Here is a 20,338-nt window from a genome sequence, read left to right as displayed (position 1 = left end):
ATTAGTAATCTACGCCCCAATTGACATAGATACGACCAGTTTCGAGATCAACGCGTTGCACCACATCTTTATGCCATGGAATCATTCGCTCTTCGCCATCGACACTGTCAGCAGTTGCGCGAACTACCATCACATCGTTAGCACCTGTTTCAAACAATTCGTGGATTTGACCAAGATTGACTTCTTGCTCTTCATCATCCAGACCTAACACTGTTAGACCCTTTAGATCAGACCAATAATACTCGTCCACGCCTGGTTGAGGCAGTTGCGATTTAGAAATCCAGATATTTGCGCCAACTAAATTGTCTGCTGCAGTACGATCACTCACACCTTTCAGCGAAACAACTAAGCCTTTACCATGTGGCTTCCAACGTTTCACATCTACAATTTGCCAACCTGCTTTGGTCTCGATGTACCAAGGCAGATAGTCAAATATGTTGCTCATAGGTTCTGTGTTGGAATAGACCCAGAGCCACCCATTTAATCCATAAGCTGAACGTAGCTGTCCAATCTGAATACGATCTTCGGGAACATTCTGTGTTGGTGTCATGGGCTAGCTTCTACCGTATTAAACAGCAGCTGCAGCTTTTTTAGCTTGAGCAGCTAATGAAGCAACACGTTCAGAAGGTTGAGCACCTTGAGCAACCCAGTGAGCGAAACGATCAGCATCTAAACGAAGTTTTTCTGCTTTACCTTGAGCTGTAGGGTTGAAGAAACCGATACGTTCGATGAAACGACCGTCACGTGCATTACGGCTATCAGTCACGATGATTTGATAGAACGGACGTTTTTTAGCACCACCGCGTGCAAGACGAATAACAACCATGATAGAACCTTATAGTTTTTACGGATTATCCCTGCACCGACCATCGATACATTTCAAACCCCTTTCATAGAGGGCAGTATTTTACGTGAACTTTGATCCGATTGAAAGCTCAAAAATTATTTATCCACATTTTTGAATTTAATTTTATTTTCCATCCCAGTTTGTACTTGAAGAAGGCGTACAAGAAGCTGCTTTCACCCAACATTTTTCATTGGCTTCATTTATGACAAAGTGACCATCTGTTTGCATCAATTTTCCACTCACAGGCACTGCACTCAACACCCAACTGTTGTTGGTTACATCTGATATACCAACCGTATAGACAGGATCATAATGCGGAACTTCAACTCGATTTTGCGCATTGGTCTGAAATCCCAATTCAGCTAACGTGACTGCTTTGCCATCCGATTTAATATAACTGTAATTCGCAACCTGATAGTGCTGAAGTCGAGCTGCAATATCTGCCAATGTGGTTTTTACTTCGACACGTTTAGTTTTACGAACATATTCTTGGTAGGACGGATAGGCAATCATGGCTAAAATTCCAATGATGACCACTGCAATCATAATCTCTACTAAAGTAAATCCTGAATTACCATTGTTTTGCATTTGCACCACATCCTGTATATGCATTGACTTCTTTTAAGTCATTTTCCACCAAATATTCTGTTTTACAACGAATACCCTGACTCGTCGCCAAAAACGCATCATAGCCTGTCTGCGTTGGTACAGCTCGAATCCCCCATGCCCGTCCCAAGCCCTGATCTGAACTTAATAAGGTTTTAGGTGTTTTTTCACTGATATCGGCAATACTAATCACATATTTTGGTTTCTTCGCATCAGGCAGGGAAATACTCGTCATTGAAGTATCTTGATCGTAAATATACTTCGCATCAAAACCTCGATAGGAAAAACTGCGACTTTTATAGCGTTCTAGTTGTTCAATAATTTTGGATACTTCTTGCTGAGCCTGTGCAGCAGCATTACGTTTTAAATAACTTTGGTATGATGGCACTGCGATTGTCATCAATATGGCAATTATCACTACAACAACCATCAACTCAATCAGCGTAAAACCTTTTTGATTCATGGTAACCACCTACTGACGCTCAAACCAGTTATAAGCTTTCAGCACTTTGGTTGTGATGTAGTTGGTATAACCACCGCCCAGCAAAGTCGTTTTCTTTTTACCATTCTGGACAATAGGTACGCTGTTTAGCTTACTAATCCCATCAGACTTAGTGTCTGAGATTTCTGCCACAATTTTATTTTGAAGATTAGACGTTGATCCAGCATCTCCACAAACACCATACGGCAAGCAAAGCTTTAAGGTACGACTTGCTCCTTTAATGCCCCCAGTACATTGGTTCGGTTGTTGTGACGATGCATCATTTGGATTGTATAAAGACACATATAAATCTGAATGACTTGGACTATTTGCGATCGCAATATAACCATTTAATGCTTTAACTGTACCAGTATTCGCTGTTTCGTTTTTAGCCGTTGTTCGTTGCAGCACATAGAACCAACCACGCTTATTACGGTTCATCAGATGTGGCACTGTTGTACCTGATAAATTAGACCATGCAGTTAAATGAGCTTCGGTAAGGTTTTGTGTTTTAGCAAAATTCGCTTGAAACAAATTCGGTTGTGCCAAGTCATAATCATGTAACACATAGACTCGATTGTCATAAATATTGCTGGTATTTAATGGAAAGCTGCGATTTCCTGACGCAATACTCACCGCACCAAATCGCTCACCATTCAGATCATGGATGGTCAAAGCAGGCATTTCATAAAAACGTTGGTGATACGCACTAAAATCAGCAAGACGTGTCACTCGTCCAAACGCGGTTGTATTCGTTCCAAGACGATTATTGAGATCGACGCGCCACACTTGCCCACCTAAATCACCAAAATATAGGTGATCGATCAAACCATCCGTATTGCGGTCAAATGCTTTAATTTGACTGACCACACTATATTTCATCTCAGCATGCTTAACATCAACACTGGTTTGATTCGATTGGTTGCCATAGCGTGCATTCCACAATAATTCGCCCGTTTCAGCATCAAAAATATAGACGCCCGCCCCTTGATTAGCTCGTTGACCAGTTAATGCAGATTGAGGCTGATAACCATCCGTTTCATAGGCCATATCATAGCCACCACCCACAATCATGACCGTTTTAACTTTGCCGTCAAAACGAATTTTAGCAATGGTAGGTTTAGACCAACTATATCCCATAGCTTTTAAGGCATCTGATTGATTTGTGCCACTCACTGATGTTGATTTACTCTTTATCGTTCCAGAACTTGGATCAACATGGAAAAGTAATTCAGGTTGGTTCGGATTTTTCATATCCAAGGCATAATAACTACGCCCACCCATGCGCATACCACCATAAATGTTGGCTTTCGCAGCAATAAACTTATTGTTGTTCTGATCAATCTTATATTGAACATCTGAAGTCCATGATCCATCCATGCCATAAATAGGATGCGCAGATGACAATAATGTATTGGACTGTTCAAGTAACGCGTCTCGTCGACTTGGATCTTGAACCATTTCATGAGCTAAGAAACTAAATGCCTCTTCACCAGTTTCTTGATCCACAACATGCAATAATCCTTGCATCGTCCCAAATACCACGTAATCTTTTCGATGAGTCGCATTACGGGTATTCGCTAAAATGGTACCAGACCCCGCGTTATATTTTGCTTCGAGCGTGACCAATAGTGGTTCCGAGTGAACAACGCCTCCCATTTGCTGCATCACCTTAAGATCTTTAACCTTATTTAGATCATTCCAAATGTATCCAGCAGGTAAGCTACTTAAGTAGTTTTTATCAAGTCGATAACCCAAAGCCGACAGTAAATAGGGTTGATATACATTTTGTCGCCACCCCGACTTGGTTGAATCAATATAGGTCGCGGCCAGCACATTCTGTGTCGTTAATTTCGTCAGTTGTCCATTCTCAGAACCTACCAATCGTTTTGCTTGATCACCCGTTGTGGCAATCGTTGCATTGGTGAATAACGGGCGCGTTTTTATTTTGTCTGTAGCAGTAACACCTGCTAGTGGTGAAGGTGTGGCAATCCGAGAGAACACGCCCCCTTGAATTGCACTCAAACCATCATCGATTCCAGTATTGTTCCAAAAATCCTGCGTATTGGTTCGTATTGCACCTGATCGATCAAGTACCTCTTTCCCCGCACGATCAATCATCACAGCTTGAGCGTTAATACTGTATTTCTTTAAGTTCCCTAACCATAATTGATGTGTGGAAGCCAATACCGAATTTGCTGTGCTCACCTGTGGTTGAAACTGCGGTGCGAACACATAAGGATATGCTGAACTTGTTGATAAACGGTCAAATGGCACCACATAAGTACCAAAACTAGCAGCCTCAAAGTTACCGTGAGAGACGGCAACCAAGAAGGTATTCAATGCATTCTGAATATCTTCACCAGAAGTCGCTTGGGTATACCCCCCAATTTCTTGGCGAGTCCCGTAGGTATCCCCTTTACCAATCACATTCCCCAACTGTTTTAATGCTTGAGCATTCATACTATTGGAAATGTCATTTCCAGAACCTGTATAGCTACTATCAAAAGTACAATGATCGTATAGACCGTCATTGTCATAATCACGACAGGTTTCTCGTGGATGCTTTTGGAATAAGGGACCAAAACCTACAGTAGATGTATAAACACGCTTCTGATTCACATCGCTGGTCATCTGTGTTTGATTTGCCAAACGCTGAACCATCTTACCCACACAAGCCCATGAACTACGGTTTTGCCAGGTGGTTTGATTGGCTGACACAGCATTACCAATATCATCTTCATAAAAACGATATGGCTGCGTCGCCATTTCCTTAAACTCGCCATTGAAGGTCGCGGCACCACTGGCACCTTTGGCATTACCGTAATTGTAATAGACATCTTTTAAGGGCGAGCCTTCACAAGTAAAGCTGTCATCTGCCAACGCATTTTGCATGACAGGGAGTACCGTCTTTGGTCTCAAACCAACTGGCGCCCCATCTGTTAAGAAAAAAACACCTTGCGTACTACATTGGGCATCACTGTTATTCAACTTGTTGAGTGGCGCTCTATAACTACCATCCGCTTTGCGAATGTCCGCTGGCGCAAATGATGCTCCAGATAAACCACGGCTATAATTAGAATATTTAGATGAAGGAAGTAAATCGATGCCTTTTAGGTTAGCCCCAAAGGTACGATTTCCTAGTAAATATGCATAAGTTTCTGAGAGTAATAGTGGTGTGGGCGTACTACCTACGGCTCCAATACTATTAATTTTATTGATTAAATCCGTACGGTGAGCAGGTGTAAGTTGTTTTGCTTCTAGTAAGATTTTAGATGAACGAGCATTTTCACCATAGCTTAACCAATCTTCTGTTGTCCCTATTTCACCCGTTGACGTAAACACCGACACCCCAATATAAACATTATCTGGAATACGATAATTTCCTGATAAGTCCTTTGCATTTAAGGCATCTACCAATGAGTTTTTTAAGGCATTTAAACGGCTAACACTTTGACCTTTATAAGTTGCATCTACTGCACTCATACTCATCGAGTTATCAATCGCCAACATGATAATCGGATTATTTGTTGCTACAGGATTTTGATAAATTTGTAGATCACTGGCACTCAATTGCATTGGGATCGCACCCAATGCCATCACGACTGCAATACTTTGCGCAATCATCTTTTTTGTAAAATGATTCTTTATCTTTTTATTCACAACACATCCCCATTAAGATTCAGCGCGCTGATAAGCATCAAAAATGTAACTTTGAATTTGGGTGTTATACGGCACACCAATATCCTTTAAACAAGATGAAATGGTTTGTGCATTACCCACCAATGGTGCTGTATGTGGTCGGCGCAAACAAAGATGGATTTCATCCGTTAAATCTGTCGAAGACAATGCGGGTAAGAGCGATGTTGAATAGACTGTTATTTTTTTAGTATCAGAAGGTTGTCCTATACTTTCAGTGTCAGTTCCAACGTTTGCGTTTGAAAGTGGGATATCATGATCACTGTCTGATGGAGGGCTTACGATTACAGACACCTGAGTTAATTGCGCCTTACGAGCACTGGCATAATCCCCATCGTTTGATAAGGAACAAAACCCAGAAACACCATCGACTGAGACATCACTCATTGCTTCATTCCAACGCAATACACTACTGTTGGAAACATTAAACATCGCACTATTGGATTGGTTTCTAAAACAGAATACGACTTCGTCACCTTCATTCTGAATCGAGTAACCAATTAAGCTCAGAGGGTTACCACTGGAGGCAGCATAGCCGCCATGCCCCAATCGATAAAAAACAGTATCGGAAGATTGCATTAACAATTGTTGCGCTTGGCTGTTGGTGGTGATATTCAAACTCACCATACTTTGTCGAATCGCCCAAGTACCAATAATGGTGAGCAGAACTAACATAATCAGTACCACAATCAGCGTTGCACCACGTTGATGTTGAATCATAAGCCCTCCGCTGAATCCATCACACTCATACCATTTCGAATCGCGATCGTTTGTGTAATGACTTGTCGAATAAATTTAGTCGCGACGGTTTTTTGTGCTTTTTTTAATTTTACTTTTTGATCAAGAACTTCAAATTCTTGATGAGGAGAAATTGCTTGATTTTGACCTACATTTTCAGATGACCTTACTAATAAACCGACCTGTATTGAATTGATGCGTGGACGTGGATAAACATTGAGCTTTTTATAATCTTCAATACTTATATATCTTTGCTGTGCCGTATTATCGTCATTAGAAATCCCCAACAGATAGTGAAAGTGATCAACACGATGCATCAAAATTTCACCATTCGTTGTTCCAAAGACAGTCTGTTTATTATTAAAATTTTTTAAAATTTGAGTGCTGTTACGCGTGTACCACCCTGCTTCACAGGCCAAGACCAATGCATCGTGTGGTTCTTTTTGAATATTTGCATTTGCATCTTTACGTAGAAAAAAACGTTGAACAATATATCGTCCAGCATCGTAATTATTACCTTCACAATCCACACCTTGTGTATCAGCATAAAACTGCATGACCAATTGGTCGCTCATTCCCGCTTGAGCAGGTTGTGAAGATTCAGCGGAAACCAACTCTATATTACTCGGCATACCAGATTGCGATACAGGCACAACCTCCGTATTTGGAATATTTCGTGAAATATTGACGGGAATATTGGTCGCATTAAATGCCAAATCACCAGATGTAGGCACCACTGGAGACTGAGCTGAAGTGATAACAATGCCACCATGCGTCAAACGATCATTTATGATATTTACTTGACCATAATTTGCTTTACGAATTTCATAAGTAAGAAAGCGCAGACCGAAGTTGCCGTTATCTTGAACCTCCGACATCCCTTTCTGCATCGTGAATCCCATCTGCCCTGTAAAAAACAGATGTACCGCAGCAGCGGTAATCAATAATCCAAGCACCAAAGCGATCATAAGCTCGACTAGCGTCAAACCTTTTTGTGTATACCTACGATGCTGCATCAATAAAGCTCCATGACGATGCATTGCGCTTTTGGTAAATAACTTCCACCATGGGTACATGCATCTTTTGCAGAAGCATCATCGATAGGTTTTGTTTTTCCCCAGGCTACGTAAATGCATCGGCGAGATTGCAAATTATTACTGACTTGGCAATTCGGCATTTTGATACTCATACCAAGACCATTGGCATTTTTTATTATCTGGGCAGCATCATAATGGGCAAAATCGGCTGCTTGAACACATGGATTCGTCGTTCCTTTTTGTACACATGATTTGGCTGTAGTTGTTTGTGTTTCTGCATTTATTCTAGCTTGATAATGAGTATAAGCATTTGAGTTCGCACGTATCTTCTCAGATAAGTCACGCGCTAAATTCATGGCTTGTAATTTAGACATTGCTTCATGTGAAGCATCAATTGCGCGCATTTGTAAAAATGAAAACCCCAATACCCCAATGGCCAAAACCAATAAGGCAACTAGAATTTCGATCATTCCTACCCCCTGTTGCGCAGCACGCATTAGCATGTCCCCTCTGCTTTTAAATATTGTGTTCCCATTCTTGTTATTGCTATCGTTTTAGAAACACCTAACACCTTATTACAAATAGAAAAATTTATGTCAGATGTAAAGTCAGAAATTCCCCCATCCATCCAGAATGTGACTTTTTCTTGTGATGAAGTCAATTTATTTTGCGCTTTGGGTGTCCAATGAAAGATTGTACTGCTATCTGATTGATTCGACTTAAGATCTACAGTCACATCTTTTCTTAACAATGTTGCTTGATTACGCGCCATCATCAGCACGCTTGATAATTCACGCACATCTGAATTTAGGCGATATTGCGCAACAAGATTTTTAAAAGATGGAATAGCCATGGTTGCTGTGATTGATAGCACAATTGTGGTAATCAACAGCTCGATAATGGTAAAGCCCCGTTGTAAGTCTTTCATATTCAAACTTTTGTATTTATTTATTAATGTTACAAAAGTAATATTTTATAATTATAAAACCAACACAGTTATGACAAATGGTATTAAAATGAGGATAAGATCACGCTTTTGCAATCTGCTCACTTATCCTGCTATGTCATTGATAATTCATTATTAAGCTTGAGTAACTTGAATTCTCAATTCTTTAGGCAAGCTAAAGGTTATGTTCTCTTCTCGCCCATTTAATTCCTGTGGTGACGTAGCGCCCCAATCTTGTAGACGCTGAATCACTTGTTTGATCAAAATTTCAGGTGCTGAAGCACCTGCAGTAACACCGATTTTAGTGGTTTCAGCAAACCATTCTTTTTTTAGCTCATCCGCATTATCTACAAGATAAGCATGCTTACCCATTCGCTCTGCCAATTCTCGAAGACGATTAGAGTTCGAGGAGTTTGGAGAACCAACCACTAAAACGACATCACATTGAGTCGCTAAATCACGGACCGCATCTTGACGGTTTTGAGTTGCATAACAGATATCATCTTTACGTGGCCCTTGGATGGCTGGAAATTTAGCACGTAAAGCATCAATGACCTTTGCAGTATCATCAATGGAAAGTGTCGTTTGAGTGACAAATGCTAACTTATTAGGATTATTCACCTGTAAAGCAGCAACATCATCTTCATCTTCAACCAGATAAATTGCACCACCATTTTTCAGATCATATTGACCCATGGTGCCTTCAACTTCTGGATGCCCTTCATGACCAATCAGAATGGCTTCAATCCCTTCACGCGCATATTTTGTGACTTCGATATGCACTTTTGTCACGAGAGGACATGTGGCATCAAATACTTTTAATCCACGGCGCTCAGCTTCTTGTTGTACAGCTTTTGATACACCATGTGCACTAAAAATCACGATATTGTCATCAGGAACTTCATCTAATTCATCTACAAAAATTGCACCACGTTGGCGTAAATCGTCCACAACAAATTTGTTATGTACCACTTCATGACGAACGTAAATCGGAGGATTAAAGCTTTCAAGTGCACGATTAACGATCGCAATAGCGCGGTCTACACCAGCACAGAAACCACGTGGATTAGCTAAAACAATTTCCATAAGACCCTCAAACGATCGCTAAAATTTGGTCAATGAATCAGAATATTTTTTAAAACAAATGCGAATTGCTATTTAGTTTAAAAGCACTCTGCTCTAAAATAGAGAAGATATTTTATCATATCAGGAAAAATATCATGTCGGGTCTCTTGTTTGTCGTTTCAGCTGCTTCTGGAACTGGCAAAACATCATTAGTTAAAGCCCTACTTGAGCGCGTAAGCAATTTACACGTTTCTGTTTCACACACTACTCGAGGTCAACGTCCTGGTGAATTAGATGGTGTGCATTATCACTTTACCAGCAAAGAATCTTTCATTGAGCAAGTGAATCAAGGTGGTTTCATCGAATACGCAGAAGTTTTCGGTAACTACTACGGCACTTCACAAGCGACTGTAAAAGAACAACTTGCAAAAGGTCATGATGTTTTACTTGAAATTGATTGGCAAGGTGCAGAACAGGTTCGCAAACTTTTTCCTGAATCAAAACAAATTTTCATTCTTCCACCTACTCAATTTGATCTTCGCCAACGCCTATCAAACCGCGGTACAGATTCTGTTGAAGTGATTGAACATCGCTTAAGTTGTGCGGTAGAAGATATGCAACAGTACGTAAACTTCGATTACATCATCTTGAATGATGATTTTAATAAAGCTTTACATGATCTTGAGTCTGTTATTAATGCGAACCGTCTTTCATTATCACAACAGGCTCACCGACATAAAGATTTAATTCAAAAATTAATCACACCGAATTCGTGATTAAACTTGAGTCTATAGACAAAGCATTTTATACTGCGCAGTCTGTTAAAAAATTTCATACATACGAGAACTCTTATGGCACGCGTAACCGTTGAAGATTGTTTAGACCATGTAGACAACCGCTTTGAGCTTGTACTAGTGGCAAGCAAACGCGCGCGTCAACTTGCTCGTCAAGGTATCGAGCCAACTGTAGAATGGGACAATGACAAACCAACAGTGGTTGCTTTACGTGAAATCGCTGAAGGTCATGTCACTAAAGATATCTTGAAACAACGTGAGCAAGATTATCAAACGTCTAGCTTAGATTTAGCACTTTCTGCAAATAACTTAAACTTAGATGGTTTTTCTTTCCAATAAGCTTTAAGACCTGCATTTAAAAGAGCCTAGTCCAGTGACTAGGCTTTTTTATTGAATTTTTTTAGAGAATGATTCGACAAAATTGAAAAAATTTGTTAAAAAAATTAGAGCTATTCTCTATTTAAAAATAGAGCATTGTAGCAATATGAATTTTTAGTAAAGTCTTTTACTTTTTACTCTCTTCCACGGATTCAAAGGTGTAGTATGCCAGGCCCATTGGTCAGCCAAGCTAAGCAACAGCTAAAAGTCATCATCGACGCGTATTTATCTGAAAAGGACGTCGACAGAGTGCTTGTGGCCTGCGATTATGCTGACATGGCACATGATGGTATTACACGCAAAAGCGGTGAACCCTATATTCTGCATCCGATAGCCGTAAGTTGTATTCTGGCGCATATGCGCCTAGACCCAGAAACGTTGATGGCAGCACTACTGCACGATGTCATTGAAGATACCGACTTTAGCAAAGAAGACATTACTGAAAAATTTGGCAAAACAGTGGCTGAGCTGGTCGATGGTGTTACGAAATTAAGCCACTCTAGTGACAAAGAATATAATAAAGCAGCCTCATTCCGAAAAATCCTACAAGCCACATTGCAAGATCCTCGTGTGATCATCATTAAACTTTCAGACCGTTACCACAATATGACGACTTTGGAAGCTTTAAGACCAGATAAACGTGCCCGTATTGCACAAGAAACTTTTGATATATTCGTGCCAATGGCACGTTTGGTCGGCATGAATGAAATGGCTGACAATCTTGAACACCTCTGTTATCAAAATCTTGATCTAGATATGTTCAATGATGTTCAAAATGCTTTGGCGCAAACCAAACCTCAACGCTGTAAGTACCAAGCCATTTGGGAAAAACATTTGAGCGATCTCTTGGAAAACTTCAATATTCCCGGGCGGATCAAAAAGAAAAACAATAACATTGAATTGCTACGCCACTTTGTTAAAAACGAAATTAACCTTCAAGAACTCACACATAGTCATGCGTTTGAAATCGTTCTCCAGACCATTGCCGATTGCGATCGTTTAGTTGAGTTGTTAAAAGATAACTTCCAAGTTTTAAATTACCAAGATCATATCCGCCGCCCTCTCCCTGGTGGCAATCAATCCTTGATGCTGCGTTTGAAAGGCGAGAAAACAACGCTTTCGCTCACCATACAAACTGAACTTATGCGTAAGGCTGCGCGATTTGGGGTAGTATTAGGTGAAAATGCTCCTCAAACATGCCGATCTGCTATTCAAGCATCTATGCAGAATTTGCATACCTTAGTCGGTGGCGATTGTGCTAAGACCACGTTTAATGATCTATTAGATTATCTACATCAAGAAAAAATATGGGTCTATACTCCTCAAGGTCACTTACATGAGTTACCACAAGGAGCGACAGCAGTAGATTTCGCTTACTCTGCGAGCTTATTCCTAGGTAACCATGCAGTCGGTTGTAAAATTGATGGTGAAATCAAACCGCTTTCTACACCACTCTCAAGTGGTCAAGTCATTGAGGTGATTACCGATGTTCTCGCTTCACCCAACCCGGATTGGCTGAGCTTTATCAACACTCAAAAAGCCAGACGCTCTATTCAAAATATTTTGCGAGATCAAGATATTGATGAACAGCGCCTTGTCGGTCAACAAGCCTTAAATCGTGCATTAAAGTTATTTAATACCTCTATTCATGATCTAACCGATCAAAATTGGACTGAACTATTACAATGGCGCCATATTCCAAGCAAGAATCAACTTTTTGAACAAATTGCTGTAGGTGATTTGCTCCCACAACTTGTGGCGAACCATCTCTTTGCTCAAGATCATCATCAAGATCAAGCATCAAGTCGCCTGATCTTAGGTACTGATGGTGTAGATGTAAAATATGCCCATTGTTGTAATGCAGTGCTAGGCGATCCTATTCAGGGACATTTATCTCGCCGCGGTCTTATTGTTCACCGTGCTCGCTGTAAGAACCTTCTACACGAACAACAGTTACACCCTGAAAATATTATGCCGTTGCACTGGAAAGATGAAGGTGAATCTGAAATCAACTTCAATGCTTACTTGTGTATCGATCTATTATTAAGTGATGAGCAAATTTCACAACTGATTTATATCTGTCGTAAATCAAAAATCGGAATCGAGTCCGTTCGACAATATGAATCAAAAACCTATCTGAGTATTGTTGTTCATAGTCGTCAACAAATTGCGCAAATCATTCGTGAACTCCGCATGCAATTTGGTTTTCCGCGTATTTCACGCATGTCAGCTCCTCTTGCCGTTGAAGAAGTCTCACAAGCCTGCTAAACAAATACAGATTAGAGCTTTCACCTATAGTGTTCATCCTTTATGATGAAGCTAGATTTGAATAATGGAGAAATAGATGTCCCGCCAAGTCATTCATACTGAAAATGCACCTGCTGCAATTGGTACTTACTCTCAAGCCATTCTTGTCGGCGATACACTTTATCTTTCAGGACAAATTGGATTAGATCCATATAGCATGGAATTGGTTGAGGGCATTGAAGCTCAAATTCGTCGTGTATTTGATAATCTAAAAGCAGTTTGTGAAGCTGCTGGTGGTTCTTTAGCTGATATTGCCAAACTGAATATTTTCCTCACTGATTTATCTCACTTTCAACTGGTAAACCAAATTATGGGGGAATATTTCGCTCAGCCTTACCCTGCACGAGCGGCATTAGGCGTTGCAAGTTTACCTAAAGGCGCACTGGTTGAAATGGATGGTGTTGTGATTATTTCTAAATAATTTCAATATCTTAAAAAATACCACCTATGAGGTGGTATTTTTTTATCTAGAAAATCGATGAATTAAACAGCATTTTTAAATGAATTTCATTGACAAACGATAATAATTATCAATAATATCAACTATCGCATTTATCCTTGTGGTTGAGCAGAAATGTACGTTTGTTTATGTCGTGGAATTACAGATCAAGATATTAAAGATGCTATGGCAAATGGCGCTGAATCTTATCGTGAAATTCGTGACTTGCTTGATCTAGGCACTTGTTGCGGACGCTGTGTTCCTGAAGCACGCAGTATTATTAATGAAGAACTTGCTGAAATAGCTGCCAGAATTTCAATCGCCGCTTAATTCAGAATGTGCTAAAAATAATAACAACTCATTCTATAACTATAATTCAGATTTCCAATTTCTCCCCCCGCTTTGACTCAGCGGGGTTATTTTTTGCACAAGCGTATTTGATTGCGATTTTCATTTGCTGTTCAATAAATTACTCGTCAGGCTTTAGCAAGTTGGGTTAAGATAATCTCTATCGATAGCCTTCTATGATAGGCTGAATTTTGAGTTTGGAGCTAAGATCATGAAAGGCAACCGTGACGTTATTCATCAGTTAAATCAGGTGCTTTACCACCATCTTACAGCCATCAACCAATATTTCTTACATTCACGTATGTTTAATGATTGGGGTATCGAACAACTCGGTTCAGCGGAATATAAAGAATCTATCCGTCAAATGAAGCATGCAGATAAAATCATTGAGCGCATTTTATTTTTAGAAGGTCTTCCAAATCTGCAACATCTGGGTAAGCTCTATATTGGTCAACACACCATTGAAGTGCTGCAATGCGATGTTCGGAAAGTCAAAGAAAATATTGAAACGATTCAAACTGCTGTGAAATTAGCAGAAGAACAACTCGATTATGTTACACGTGATTTAGTACAAGAGATTTTAGAAAAAGAAGAAGAGTATTTAGATTGGGCGACCACTCAACTCGATCTTGTCGATCAAGTTGGTGTAGAGAATTATATTCAAAGCCAAATTTAATGATTGAAATAAAAAAATCCCCTTTTGGGGATTTTTTTTATTTCAATAACTCATCATACTCAATATGCTGCTTATGCAATATTTCTAAAATCCATAACTGATGCTTCGCTTCTTGCTCCTTCCCATTAAAAGCCAACACTTGTGCATACTTATGTAAATCATATTTTGATGCCAAGTTTGCAACCATTCGCTCTAGATCAGCAAGTTGTTGTTCTGTCATTTCAGTTTTAGGATCTAATCCGATCCACCACACGCGCTCTTTAAATTGGGTAATCAACCAAATTTGCTTTTGCATGGTGTGTTGTTGATCTACTGTTAAAGCTTCAGTCTTTGATGCGAGTACACTTTGCTCTTTATATAAAAAATAATCCCGTGTCGTAACTAAAGCCCCCACAATCGTGATAAGAGCAATCACTGCGAACACTCGACCATTCATTTTTACTGAAGGCAAATTTTTATATTGCGCCTGAATGATGCCCACTAAGAAACCTGCTGGAAGTAGAAAATAAGCATAATGCAAAGGAAACTCTAACATGCCATGAATGAGGATTGCACATACCATCAATGTTGCAATGATCGAGATATTATCCTTCACTCCTTTATTGAGCCACAGTAGCCAAGCTGTAAAGTACAGAAGAATAAGCCCACCTAGAATCAATCCATTCCAGACTAATAAGTCTAGAATCATGTTGTGTGCACTTTTATACCAAAGTGAAACTTGGAAAGTATCGGTAATATAGTATTGCGCTAAGCCTGTTTGATTCCATCCATACCCCCACCATGGTTGATGCAGAATCGCAGCTAACATTTGTTGCCACATATCTAGACGAATATCACCTGCACCTTTTGCCACTATTGCTGAGCCTTGAACAGCAGTTTGAGTATCTGTAACAGCAAAAAGCCATTGATTAAGAGATGCTAAATTGGATGAAAGTAATATAAATAAGCCAACCCATAATGCGAGATGGATATGAGAAAATCGATTCTGTTTTTTGACTTGTTTGATTAACCAATAGATAACAATAAAAGCGCAAACGATAATACTTGTTCGAGATTGTGCTAACACCACACCAAACAGTGTGATTAAAGACATTGGCACAAGAAAAAAACTAGAAATTATTTTCTTTTCAAATAGATAAATACTACTTAATAAACTTAGAATGAGTAATGTCGCTAAATTATTCGGCTGAGCTAAATTCGCATACGGGCGATTGCCGTTAAATGAATAAATAATACCTGAAAAGAAGGTATGCATATCCAACCACTGTAGCACAGCAAATATAGCTGAGATAACTCCGACTGAAACAAATGTTAAACAGGTAATTTTAAATACTTGTTCTCTCTTTTTCTGCTCGAGGCAAAGTTGATATCCAGCAATCACCATCAACATAAAGAACAGAATATAAGCAAAACTAAATAAAGCATTGCTGAAATAGATGTTCTGTCCGAAAATAAATTGAATAAGTGGAATACTTAAGAAAGGCAGCAACAGGAGCTGTGGTTTTGGTATGTTTAGTTTAAACTTTGCTAAGCCTAACAATAAAAATGATGCTGCAATAAAAGTTAGTATTTCTGAGCCAAAAGTTGGCCAAGGCGAGCGATGGTATGGGAGGAGCCAAGCCATCACTAACGAAAAAATCGCAAGAACAAAGTATTTCATAACAAGGTTTAAAAAATGTTTGAGCTATCTTAAATCATTTATTAAATTGAAAGCGTCAAATTTATTCGACTCTTTCCAATTTTGTACTACCGCCATGTTCCCAAAAAAATGGGGCTGCTCGACCTTCAGCACTTCCACACCCCACACAAATAATATCCGAACCAAGATGTGTCATAATCAGTAGGCAATAGAGAATAAAAATTGGCAAAAAAAGGTATTTTTCTTTAATTACATATTTCGAATTAGTCACTACTTGTGTCTTCATGTGACTAAAAGTTAATGCAATAAAAAGTACGCAGATCACTTGAGAAACCGGATAAATAAAATTGCCTGAGAACATCGCATCAATTGCAATTGATAAAACACCCATTTTGAGCACAACATCAACGCTAGATTTCAATAATCGCATAAAATGATACCCTAACCATACCAGCGCGATAATGCCCAATATCCCCCATTCAAAAACTAATCTCAAATAAACATTATGGATATGATGACCATATTGATACTGAATTTGTGCTAAATAGCCCCCACCTGTTCCTAATAAAGGATTTTTCTTCCATTGCTCAAACATAAAAGTCCACATTTCAGAACGGTGTGAACTTGAGTACCTTGCTATATTCAATGACCGATCAACTTCATGAAGGAAATTATAAATGTAATAGACACTTTGGTAGGTCATAAATGCAAAGAATAACCAGATAAAAGTTTTAGAGGCTTCTTTTCTATATTCTTGATTTAAAATTAACAACAAAACTAGAGGTATGATTAGACTCAATAAAGCTGATCTAGCTCCATCAACGAACAAGCCTAATCCAAAAAAGTAGCAAATGAATGGATAGAGAACATTGATATATTTATTTTTTCTTTTAAGAAAGAAACTTAACCAAAAAAACGGAACGATCACACTATTCAATATACGAATTGAACTTGAATTCATTTGCCAACTATAAAGTTTCCCATTCACTATAAAGTCATAAAACACTAATGGTATAAAAAAATGAATAAATAAAGCGAAAATAATTAATAAAATGAGTGAATTTCTAGTTACTTTTGAATGAAAATCAAATTTTTTAAAAATAAAAAATAATAAGCCTAAATTTAACCATAGAATTAAATCTACAACTCGAAACCAGTTTCCAACCGCCAACCATAAAGCTATGAGAATAAAAAAAAATAGCAATGTTTTATCTAAAGTGACTTCTTTTTTATCTTTTTTAACAAGATAACAAAAACTTAAAACTACAATTAAGATGATTTGTAGCACCCTAGACTCATCATATGGATTCGCGACCCAACCCAAATGAAATCCTAATAGCACTACCACTAAATATAAAAATACAATAATACTCATAACCAACAATTTAGTCATAAAAAAAAGAGCATCAAACGATGCTCTTTTGACATGTACTAATTAAGATTTTACACACGATGATGGTAAGAATTTTTGATCAATATCAGTTGTAGTACATTTCCAATCTGTAGAACCACCATTGTCTACAGCTGTAAGTGTAATAGATCCTTCAGATAAACCAGCATTGACACCATCTTTTTTGAATTTAGCTGTAATAGTACAAGCAGGTGCAGTACCACCAGTTGTAACTTTCGCTACATATTTACTAGAGATTGTGTTTTCTAAAGCTAGACCAGCAGCTTTTGTCTCATCACTATTATCTGGACATACAGCTGTTTGGCTCATAACCTCAACGATAGGAGTTTTTAAACCTGAAGCTAAACTAATTGCATCTGTAACTTGTGAACGTGCAATATAATTCTGGTAAGCAGGAATCGCAATCGCAGCAAGAATACCGATAATTGCAACAACGATCATTAACTCGATTAAAGTAAAACCTTTTTGAGCGTTCATAACATCTCTCCTAATTTTTAAGTTCAAAGTTAACAACCTATCCCCAAAATAGATTTTGTTGTTGCTAACTAACTGATGCTATTTTCGTATAACGCTTCAAGATTGCCAATAAATAATTTTCAAATTTATTTTTAATGTTAATTTATGTAAAAAAGTGACATTTTTTGTCACTTTTCTTAACTCAATTTAAAATAATTGGCTGATTACTGAGCTCATTTTCTAAATCTTGCACTTTATCATCATAAAAACGATTCAAAATTTCCCCGACTTCCATCACGCCAACAATAACACCCTGTTTATAATTTTTATTTTTTAGCTCATTAATCATGTGATCACAGATTGCTTGCCAATCTTGTTGCGTTGTTGCCTTTTGAATTCCACGATCAATCACAATTTCAACTTTCTGCTCACATAGATTTAAATATATCAGTACACCACTATTAAATTCTGTATCCCATACACCTAATTCAGCAAAAAGTTGTTCGGCGCGCTGACGAGTATTCATTGAATAAGCCAAGGCACATGGAATATATCCCTCTATGACCACTTGGATCTCTCCAACATGACCTTGCTCCGCTTGTTTCACTGCCTCTGCAATCGCATTTTGATCCATTTTGGAAAAATAACGTTTAGACGCAGGCAAATAACAAAAGTGCCTAATCCAGCGCTTGAAGCTCGGTTGAGATGCTTGTTGCAACTTAGGTTCAGTGATAATTTCTGTCGTTTCAGTTTTTGTTACCATGAGCCTGACGCACCTCCCCCACCAAAGCCACCACCACCACCACTAAATCCACCACCGCCAAATCCGCCTCGACCGCCACCGCCGCCGCGTCCTCCGCCAGATAAAAATGCTTGGAAAATCAACTGTGCGATTGATGTAAATAATAAAAAGAAAATTCCAATACCCACAATTAAGCTGATTAAAATCCCTGAACCATAAATCATACTCGCAGCAAAAGCAGTAACACCCGCGACCGAAGCACTTAAACGATTACCAATAATAAAAGAACCAATCACACCAGCGATTAAAATAAATAATACCGTGTTAAATGTCTTTTCCTTTGCATATTGCGCTTTTAAGGCTTGTTCTTGTCTAAGTTTCAGTTCTTCAGCAGCTTGCTGGGCAATTTCCGGATCAAGGTTAACGATTCGTTCAATTTCTCTGACCCCTGCAATTAAACCCTGTCCAAATTGATTGACTTTAAAATAAGGGGTGATTTGTTCGCGAATGATTCGACTCGCAACGATATCTGGAATCACACCTTCCAATCCATAACCTGTTGCGATATGTAATCTTCGATCATTAATCGCCACTGCGATTAATAAACCATTATCTTGTTGAGCAGAACCTAACCCCCAAGTCTGTGCTGTACGCATTGCAAAATCAAAGATACTTTCCTGACCAGTTGTCGGAACGATGACAATCCCAATTTGAGCCTTACCCTCATTATACAGACCACGAATTATTGTATCGAGTTCTGACTTTTCTTGAGGAGAAAGTATATTCGCCTGATCTATCACAGGTTCATTTAATGTAGGGAGTTGACGTTGTGTGTCTCCTTCCTGCATATCATTTGAAACAGTAACAGGAGGTACTGGAGTTGGTTTATTTTGCTGAGCACTTGATGATGGATTTGCTGAATTGGGTAGAATCACTTTTCCCAGCACAATCGCGTCAGACTCATGATCTACTGCTGTTGTAGTTTCTGCATGAACCATTTGCAATGTACAGGTCATCACAAAGACAAATAGCCATGAAAGCAATTTCATACTATTGTGTCTAAGATGCTGAGTTCTCATGCTCATATTCATCAACTTCTAATCATTGATTTAATCAAAAGAAACATTAGGTGCCTTCTGTGCACTCGCTTCAGCACTAAAGTTTTCTTTTGCATCCATGCCAATGACTTTCGCAGTTACGACTTGTGGGAATTGACGAACATAGGTGTTGTAATCTTGGACGGTAGAAATATAGCGATTACGCGCAACTGCTATACGGTTTTCTGTACCCTCTAATTGTACCTGCAAATCACGGAATTGCTCATTCGCTTTAAGATCTGGATAGTTTTCAGTCACTGCCAGCAAACGTGATAATGCACTTGTCATTTGCGATTGCGCTTCTTGATAACGCTTGAATAGTTCAGGATTTTCAAGAACCTCTTTATCAACTTTGAGCCCTGCAACATTTGCACGTGCCTCTGTGACTTCAGTTAAAACTTGTTCTTCATGTTTTGCATATCCTTTAACTACATTCACCAAATTCGGAACAAGGTCTGCTCGACGCTGGTATTGGTTTTGTACCTCAGACCATGATGCAGTCACCGCTTCATCTTTCGCTTGAAGTGTATTGTACCCACAACCTGTGAAAAGCAAGGAACTTGATAATGCGAGCACAACAGCTGATTTTTTTAAAATTTGCATGACATCAACCTCATTATTTATTTGTATTT

22 protein-coding genes are annotated in these 20,338 nt (G+C 38.9%); 6 read left to right on the top strand and 16 right to left on the bottom strand.

The genetic code is table 11. The features are described from left to right. Window position 1: 1 nt before the first annotated feature. From rimM to ispH, 10 genes are all read right to left on the bottom strand, one after another. Window positions 2-550 (bottom strand): ribosome maturation factor RimM, encoded by a 549-nt coding sequence (rimM, locus tag AC1M89_RS07035; protein WP_035264305.1) that lies wholly within the window; start codon window positions 548-550, stop codon window positions 2-4. A gap of 18 nt (window positions 551-568) precedes the next feature. Beyond that, window positions 569-826 (bottom strand): 30S ribosomal protein S16, encoded by a 258-nt coding sequence (gene rpsP / locus AC1M89_RS07030; RefSeq protein WP_035264308.1) that lies wholly within the window; start codon window positions 824-826, stop codon window positions 569-571. Between the two features lie 144 nt (window positions 827-970). Continuing rightward, window positions 971-1,435, bottom strand: a complete 465-nt coding sequence (locus tag AC1M89_RS07025) for a type IV pilin protein (protein WP_171260680.1) — start codon at window positions 1,433-1,435, stop codon at window positions 971-973. Beyond that, window positions 1,419-1,916, bottom strand: coding sequence for a type IV pilin protein (locus tag AC1M89_RS07020; protein ID WP_180028919.1), 498 nt, complete (start codon window positions 1,914-1,916; stop codon window positions 1,419-1,421). The genes AC1M89_RS07025 and AC1M89_RS07020 overlap by 17 nt, the downstream gene beginning before the upstream one ends. A gap of 9 nt (window positions 1,917-1,925) precedes the next feature. Next, window positions 1,926-5,597, bottom strand: coding sequence for a PilC/PilY family type IV pilus protein (locus tag AC1M89_RS07015; RefSeq protein WP_481614064.1), 3,672 nt, complete (start codon window positions 5,595-5,597; stop codon window positions 1,926-1,928). A 12-nt stretch (window positions 5,598-5,609) separates the two neighbouring features. Beyond that, window positions 5,610-6,353: a pilus assembly PilX family protein gene (locus tag AC1M89_RS07010; RefSeq protein WP_081403224.1), complete on the bottom strand. Its 744-nt coding sequence runs from the start codon at window positions 6,351-6,353 to the stop codon at window positions 5,610-5,612. Then, entirely contained in the window at window positions 6,350-7,387 is a 1,038-nt protein-coding gene (locus AC1M89_RS07005) for a PilW family protein (protein WP_035264319.1), read from the bottom strand. Before AC1M89_RS07005 ends, AC1M89_RS07010 begins: the two co-directional genes overlap by 4 nt. Next, entirely contained in the window at window positions 7,387-7,905 is a 519-nt protein-coding gene (gene pilV, locus AC1M89_RS07000; protein ID WP_481614063.1) for a type IV pilus modification protein PilV, read from the bottom strand. Before pilV ends, AC1M89_RS07005 begins: the two co-directional genes overlap by 1 nt. After that, window positions 7,905-8,336: a pilus assembly FimT family protein gene (locus AC1M89_RS06995; RefSeq protein ID WP_481587375.1), complete on the bottom strand. Its 432-nt coding sequence runs from the start codon at window positions 8,334-8,336 to the stop codon at window positions 7,905-7,907. The genes pilV and AC1M89_RS06995 overlap by 1 nt, the downstream gene beginning before the upstream one ends. A gap of 153 nt (window positions 8,337-8,489) precedes the next feature. Next, window positions 8,490-9,440, bottom strand: a complete 951-nt coding sequence (gene ispH / locus AC1M89_RS06990) for a 4-hydroxy-3-methylbut-2-enyl diphosphate reductase (protein WP_092766665.1) — start codon at window positions 9,438-9,440, stop codon at window positions 8,490-8,492. A 134-nt stretch (window positions 9,441-9,574) separates the two neighbouring features. Here ispH and gmk point away from each other — a divergent pair, with 134 nt between their 5' ends. From gmk to bfr, 6 genes are all read left to right on the top strand, one after another. Next, window positions 9,575-10,195, top strand: coding sequence for a guanylate kinase (gene gmk / locus AC1M89_RS06985; protein ID WP_035264330.1), 621 nt, complete (start codon window positions 9,575-9,577; stop codon window positions 10,193-10,195). A 75-nt stretch (window positions 10,196-10,270) separates the two neighbouring features. Beyond that, window positions 10,271-10,552: a DNA-directed RNA polymerase subunit omega gene (gene rpoZ / locus AC1M89_RS06980; RefSeq protein ID WP_035264331.1), complete on the top strand. Its 282-nt coding sequence runs from the start codon at window positions 10,271-10,273 to the stop codon at window positions 10,550-10,552. Window positions 10,553-10,756: 204 nt separating this feature from the next. After that, window positions 10,757-12,859, top strand: coding sequence for a RelA/SpoT family protein (locus tag AC1M89_RS06975; protein WP_481614062.1), 2,103 nt, complete (start codon window positions 10,757-10,759; stop codon window positions 12,857-12,859). A gap of 76 nt (window positions 12,860-12,935) precedes the next feature. Next, window positions 12,936-13,319 (top strand): RidA family protein, encoded by a 384-nt coding sequence (locus AC1M89_RS06970; RefSeq protein WP_035264336.1) that lies wholly within the window; start codon window positions 12,936-12,938, stop codon window positions 13,317-13,319. A gap of 153 nt (window positions 13,320-13,472) precedes the next feature. Next, window positions 13,473-13,667 (top strand): bacterioferritin-associated ferredoxin, encoded by a 195-nt coding sequence (locus AC1M89_RS06965; protein ID WP_035264349.1) that lies wholly within the window; start codon window positions 13,473-13,475, stop codon window positions 13,665-13,667. A 229-nt stretch (window positions 13,668-13,896) separates the two neighbouring features. Then, the gene (gene bfr / locus AC1M89_RS06960) at window positions 13,897-14,361 is read left to right on the top strand and encodes a heteropolymeric bacterioferritin subunit Bfr (RefSeq protein ID WP_035264352.1); all 465 of its coding nucleotides are present in this window, start codon (window positions 13,897-13,899) and stop codon (window positions 14,359-14,361) included. 37 nt (window positions 14,362-14,398) lie between these two features. Here bfr and AC1M89_RS06955 read toward each other — a convergent pair whose 3' ends face one another. From AC1M89_RS06955 to AC1M89_RS06930, 6 genes are all read right to left on the bottom strand, one after another. Next, the gene (locus AC1M89_RS06955; protein WP_481614061.1) at window positions 14,399-16,021 is read right to left on the bottom strand and encodes a PglL family O-oligosaccharyltransferase; all 1,623 of its coding nucleotides are present in this window, start codon (window positions 16,019-16,021) and stop codon (window positions 14,399-14,401) included. Between the two features lie 61 nt (window positions 16,022-16,082). Next, window positions 16,083-17,375, bottom strand: coding sequence for an O-antigen ligase family protein (locus tag AC1M89_RS06950; protein WP_481614060.1), 1,293 nt, complete (start codon window positions 17,373-17,375; stop codon window positions 16,083-16,085). 60 nt (window positions 17,376-17,435) lie between these two features. After that, window positions 17,436-17,888 carry a pilin gene (locus AC1M89_RS06945; RefSeq protein WP_481596165.1) on the bottom strand — a complete coding sequence of 151 codons (453 nt, stop codon included), beginning with the start codon at window positions 17,886-17,888 and terminating at the stop codon, window positions 17,436-17,438. 181 nt (window positions 17,889-18,069) lie between these two features. After that, complete coding sequence (locus AC1M89_RS06940) at window positions 18,070-18,630, bottom strand: TPM domain-containing protein (protein WP_481614059.1); 561 nt, start codon at window positions 18,628-18,630, stop codon at window positions 18,070-18,072. Further along, entirely contained in the window at window positions 18,624-19,694 is a 1,071-nt protein-coding gene (locus AC1M89_RS06935) for a TPM domain-containing protein (protein WP_481614058.1), read from the bottom strand. The genes AC1M89_RS06940 and AC1M89_RS06935 overlap by 7 nt, the downstream gene beginning before the upstream one ends. Window positions 19,695-19,718: 24 nt before the next feature. Next, complete coding sequence (locus tag AC1M89_RS06930; RefSeq protein ID WP_092766659.1) at window positions 19,719-20,309, bottom strand: LemA family protein; 591 nt, start codon at window positions 20,307-20,309, stop codon at window positions 19,719-19,721. Window positions 20,310-20,338 lie beyond the last annotated feature (29 nt).

The sequence above is a fragment of the Acinetobacter sp. ANC_7635 genome (assembly GCF_056779945.1).
The sequence above is the reverse complement of the archived record's forward strand: the minus strand, read 5'-3'. Positions and strand labels throughout refer to the sequence as shown.

Bases quoted from the DNA above. Each gene is read 5' to 3' on its own strand.
- rimM (WP_035264305.1), bottom strand. From the start codon at position 550: ATGACACCAACACAGAATGTTCCCGAAGATCGTATTCAGATTGGACAG.
- rpsP (WP_035264308.1), bottom strand. From the start codon at position 826: ATGGTTGTTATTCGTCTTGCACGCGGTGGTGCTAAAAAACGTCCGTTC.
- AC1M89_RS07025 (WP_171260680.1), bottom strand. From the start codon at position 1,435: ATGCAAAACAATGGTAATTCAGGATTTACTTTAGTAGAGATTATGATT.
- AC1M89_RS07020 (WP_180028919.1), bottom strand. From the start codon at position 1,916: ATGAATCAAAAAGGTTTTACGCTGATTGAGTTGATGGTTGTTGTAGTG.
- AC1M89_RS07010 (WP_081403224.1), bottom strand. From the start codon at position 6,353: ATGATTCAACATCAACGTGGTGCAACGCTGATTGTGGTACTGATTATG.
- AC1M89_RS07005 (WP_035264319.1), bottom strand. From the start codon at position 7,387: ATGCAGCATCGTAGGTATACACAAAAAGGTTTGACGCTAGTCGAGCTT.
- pilV (WP_481614063.1), bottom strand. From the start codon at position 7,905: ATGCGTGCTGCGCAACAGGGGGTAGGAATGATCGAAATTCTAGTTGCC.
- AC1M89_RS06995 (WP_481587375.1), bottom strand. From the start codon at position 8,336: ATGAAAGACTTACAACGGGGCTTTACCATTATCGAGCTGTTGATTACC.
- ispH (WP_092766665.1), bottom strand. From the start codon at position 9,440: ATGGAAATTGTTTTAGCTAATCCACGTGGTTTCTGTGCTGGTGTAGAC.
- gmk (WP_035264330.1), top strand. From the start codon at position 9,575: ATGTCGGGTCTCTTGTTTGTCGTTTCAGCTGCTTCTGGAACTGGCAAA.
- rpoZ (WP_035264331.1), top strand. From the start codon at position 10,271: ATGGCACGCGTAACCGTTGAAGATTGTTTAGACCATGTAGACAACCGC.
- AC1M89_RS06975 (WP_481614062.1), top strand. From the start codon at position 10,757: ATGCCAGGCCCATTGGTCAGCCAAGCTAAGCAACAGCTAAAAGTCATC.
- AC1M89_RS06970 (WP_035264336.1), top strand. From the start codon at position 12,936: ATGTCCCGCCAAGTCATTCATACTGAAAATGCACCTGCTGCAATTGGT.
- AC1M89_RS06965 (WP_035264349.1), top strand. From the start codon at position 13,473: ATGTACGTTTGTTTATGTCGTGGAATTACAGATCAAGATATTAAAGAT.
- bfr (WP_035264352.1), top strand. From the start codon at position 13,897: ATGAAAGGCAACCGTGACGTTATTCATCAGTTAAATCAGGTGCTTTAC.
- AC1M89_RS06955 (WP_481614061.1), bottom strand. From the start codon at position 16,021: ATGAAATACTTTGTTCTTGCGATTTTTTCGTTAGTGATGGCTTGGCTC.
- AC1M89_RS06950 (WP_481614060.1), bottom strand. From the start codon at position 17,375: ATGAGTATTATTGTATTTTTATATTTAGTGGTAGTGCTATTAGGATTT.
- AC1M89_RS06945 (WP_481596165.1), bottom strand. From the start codon at position 17,888: ATGAACGCTCAAAAAGGTTTTACTTTAATCGAGTTAATGATCGTTGTT.
- AC1M89_RS06940 (WP_481614059.1), bottom strand. From the start codon at position 18,630: ATGGTAACAAAAACTGAAACGACAGAAATTATCACTGAACCTAAGTTG.
- AC1M89_RS06935 (WP_481614058.1), bottom strand. From the start codon at position 19,694: ATGAGCATGAGAACTCAGCATCTTAGACACAATAGTATGAAATTGCTT.
- AC1M89_RS06930 (WP_092766659.1), bottom strand. From the start codon at position 20,309: ATGCAAATTTTAAAAAAATCAGCTGTTGTGCTCGCATTATCAAGTTCC.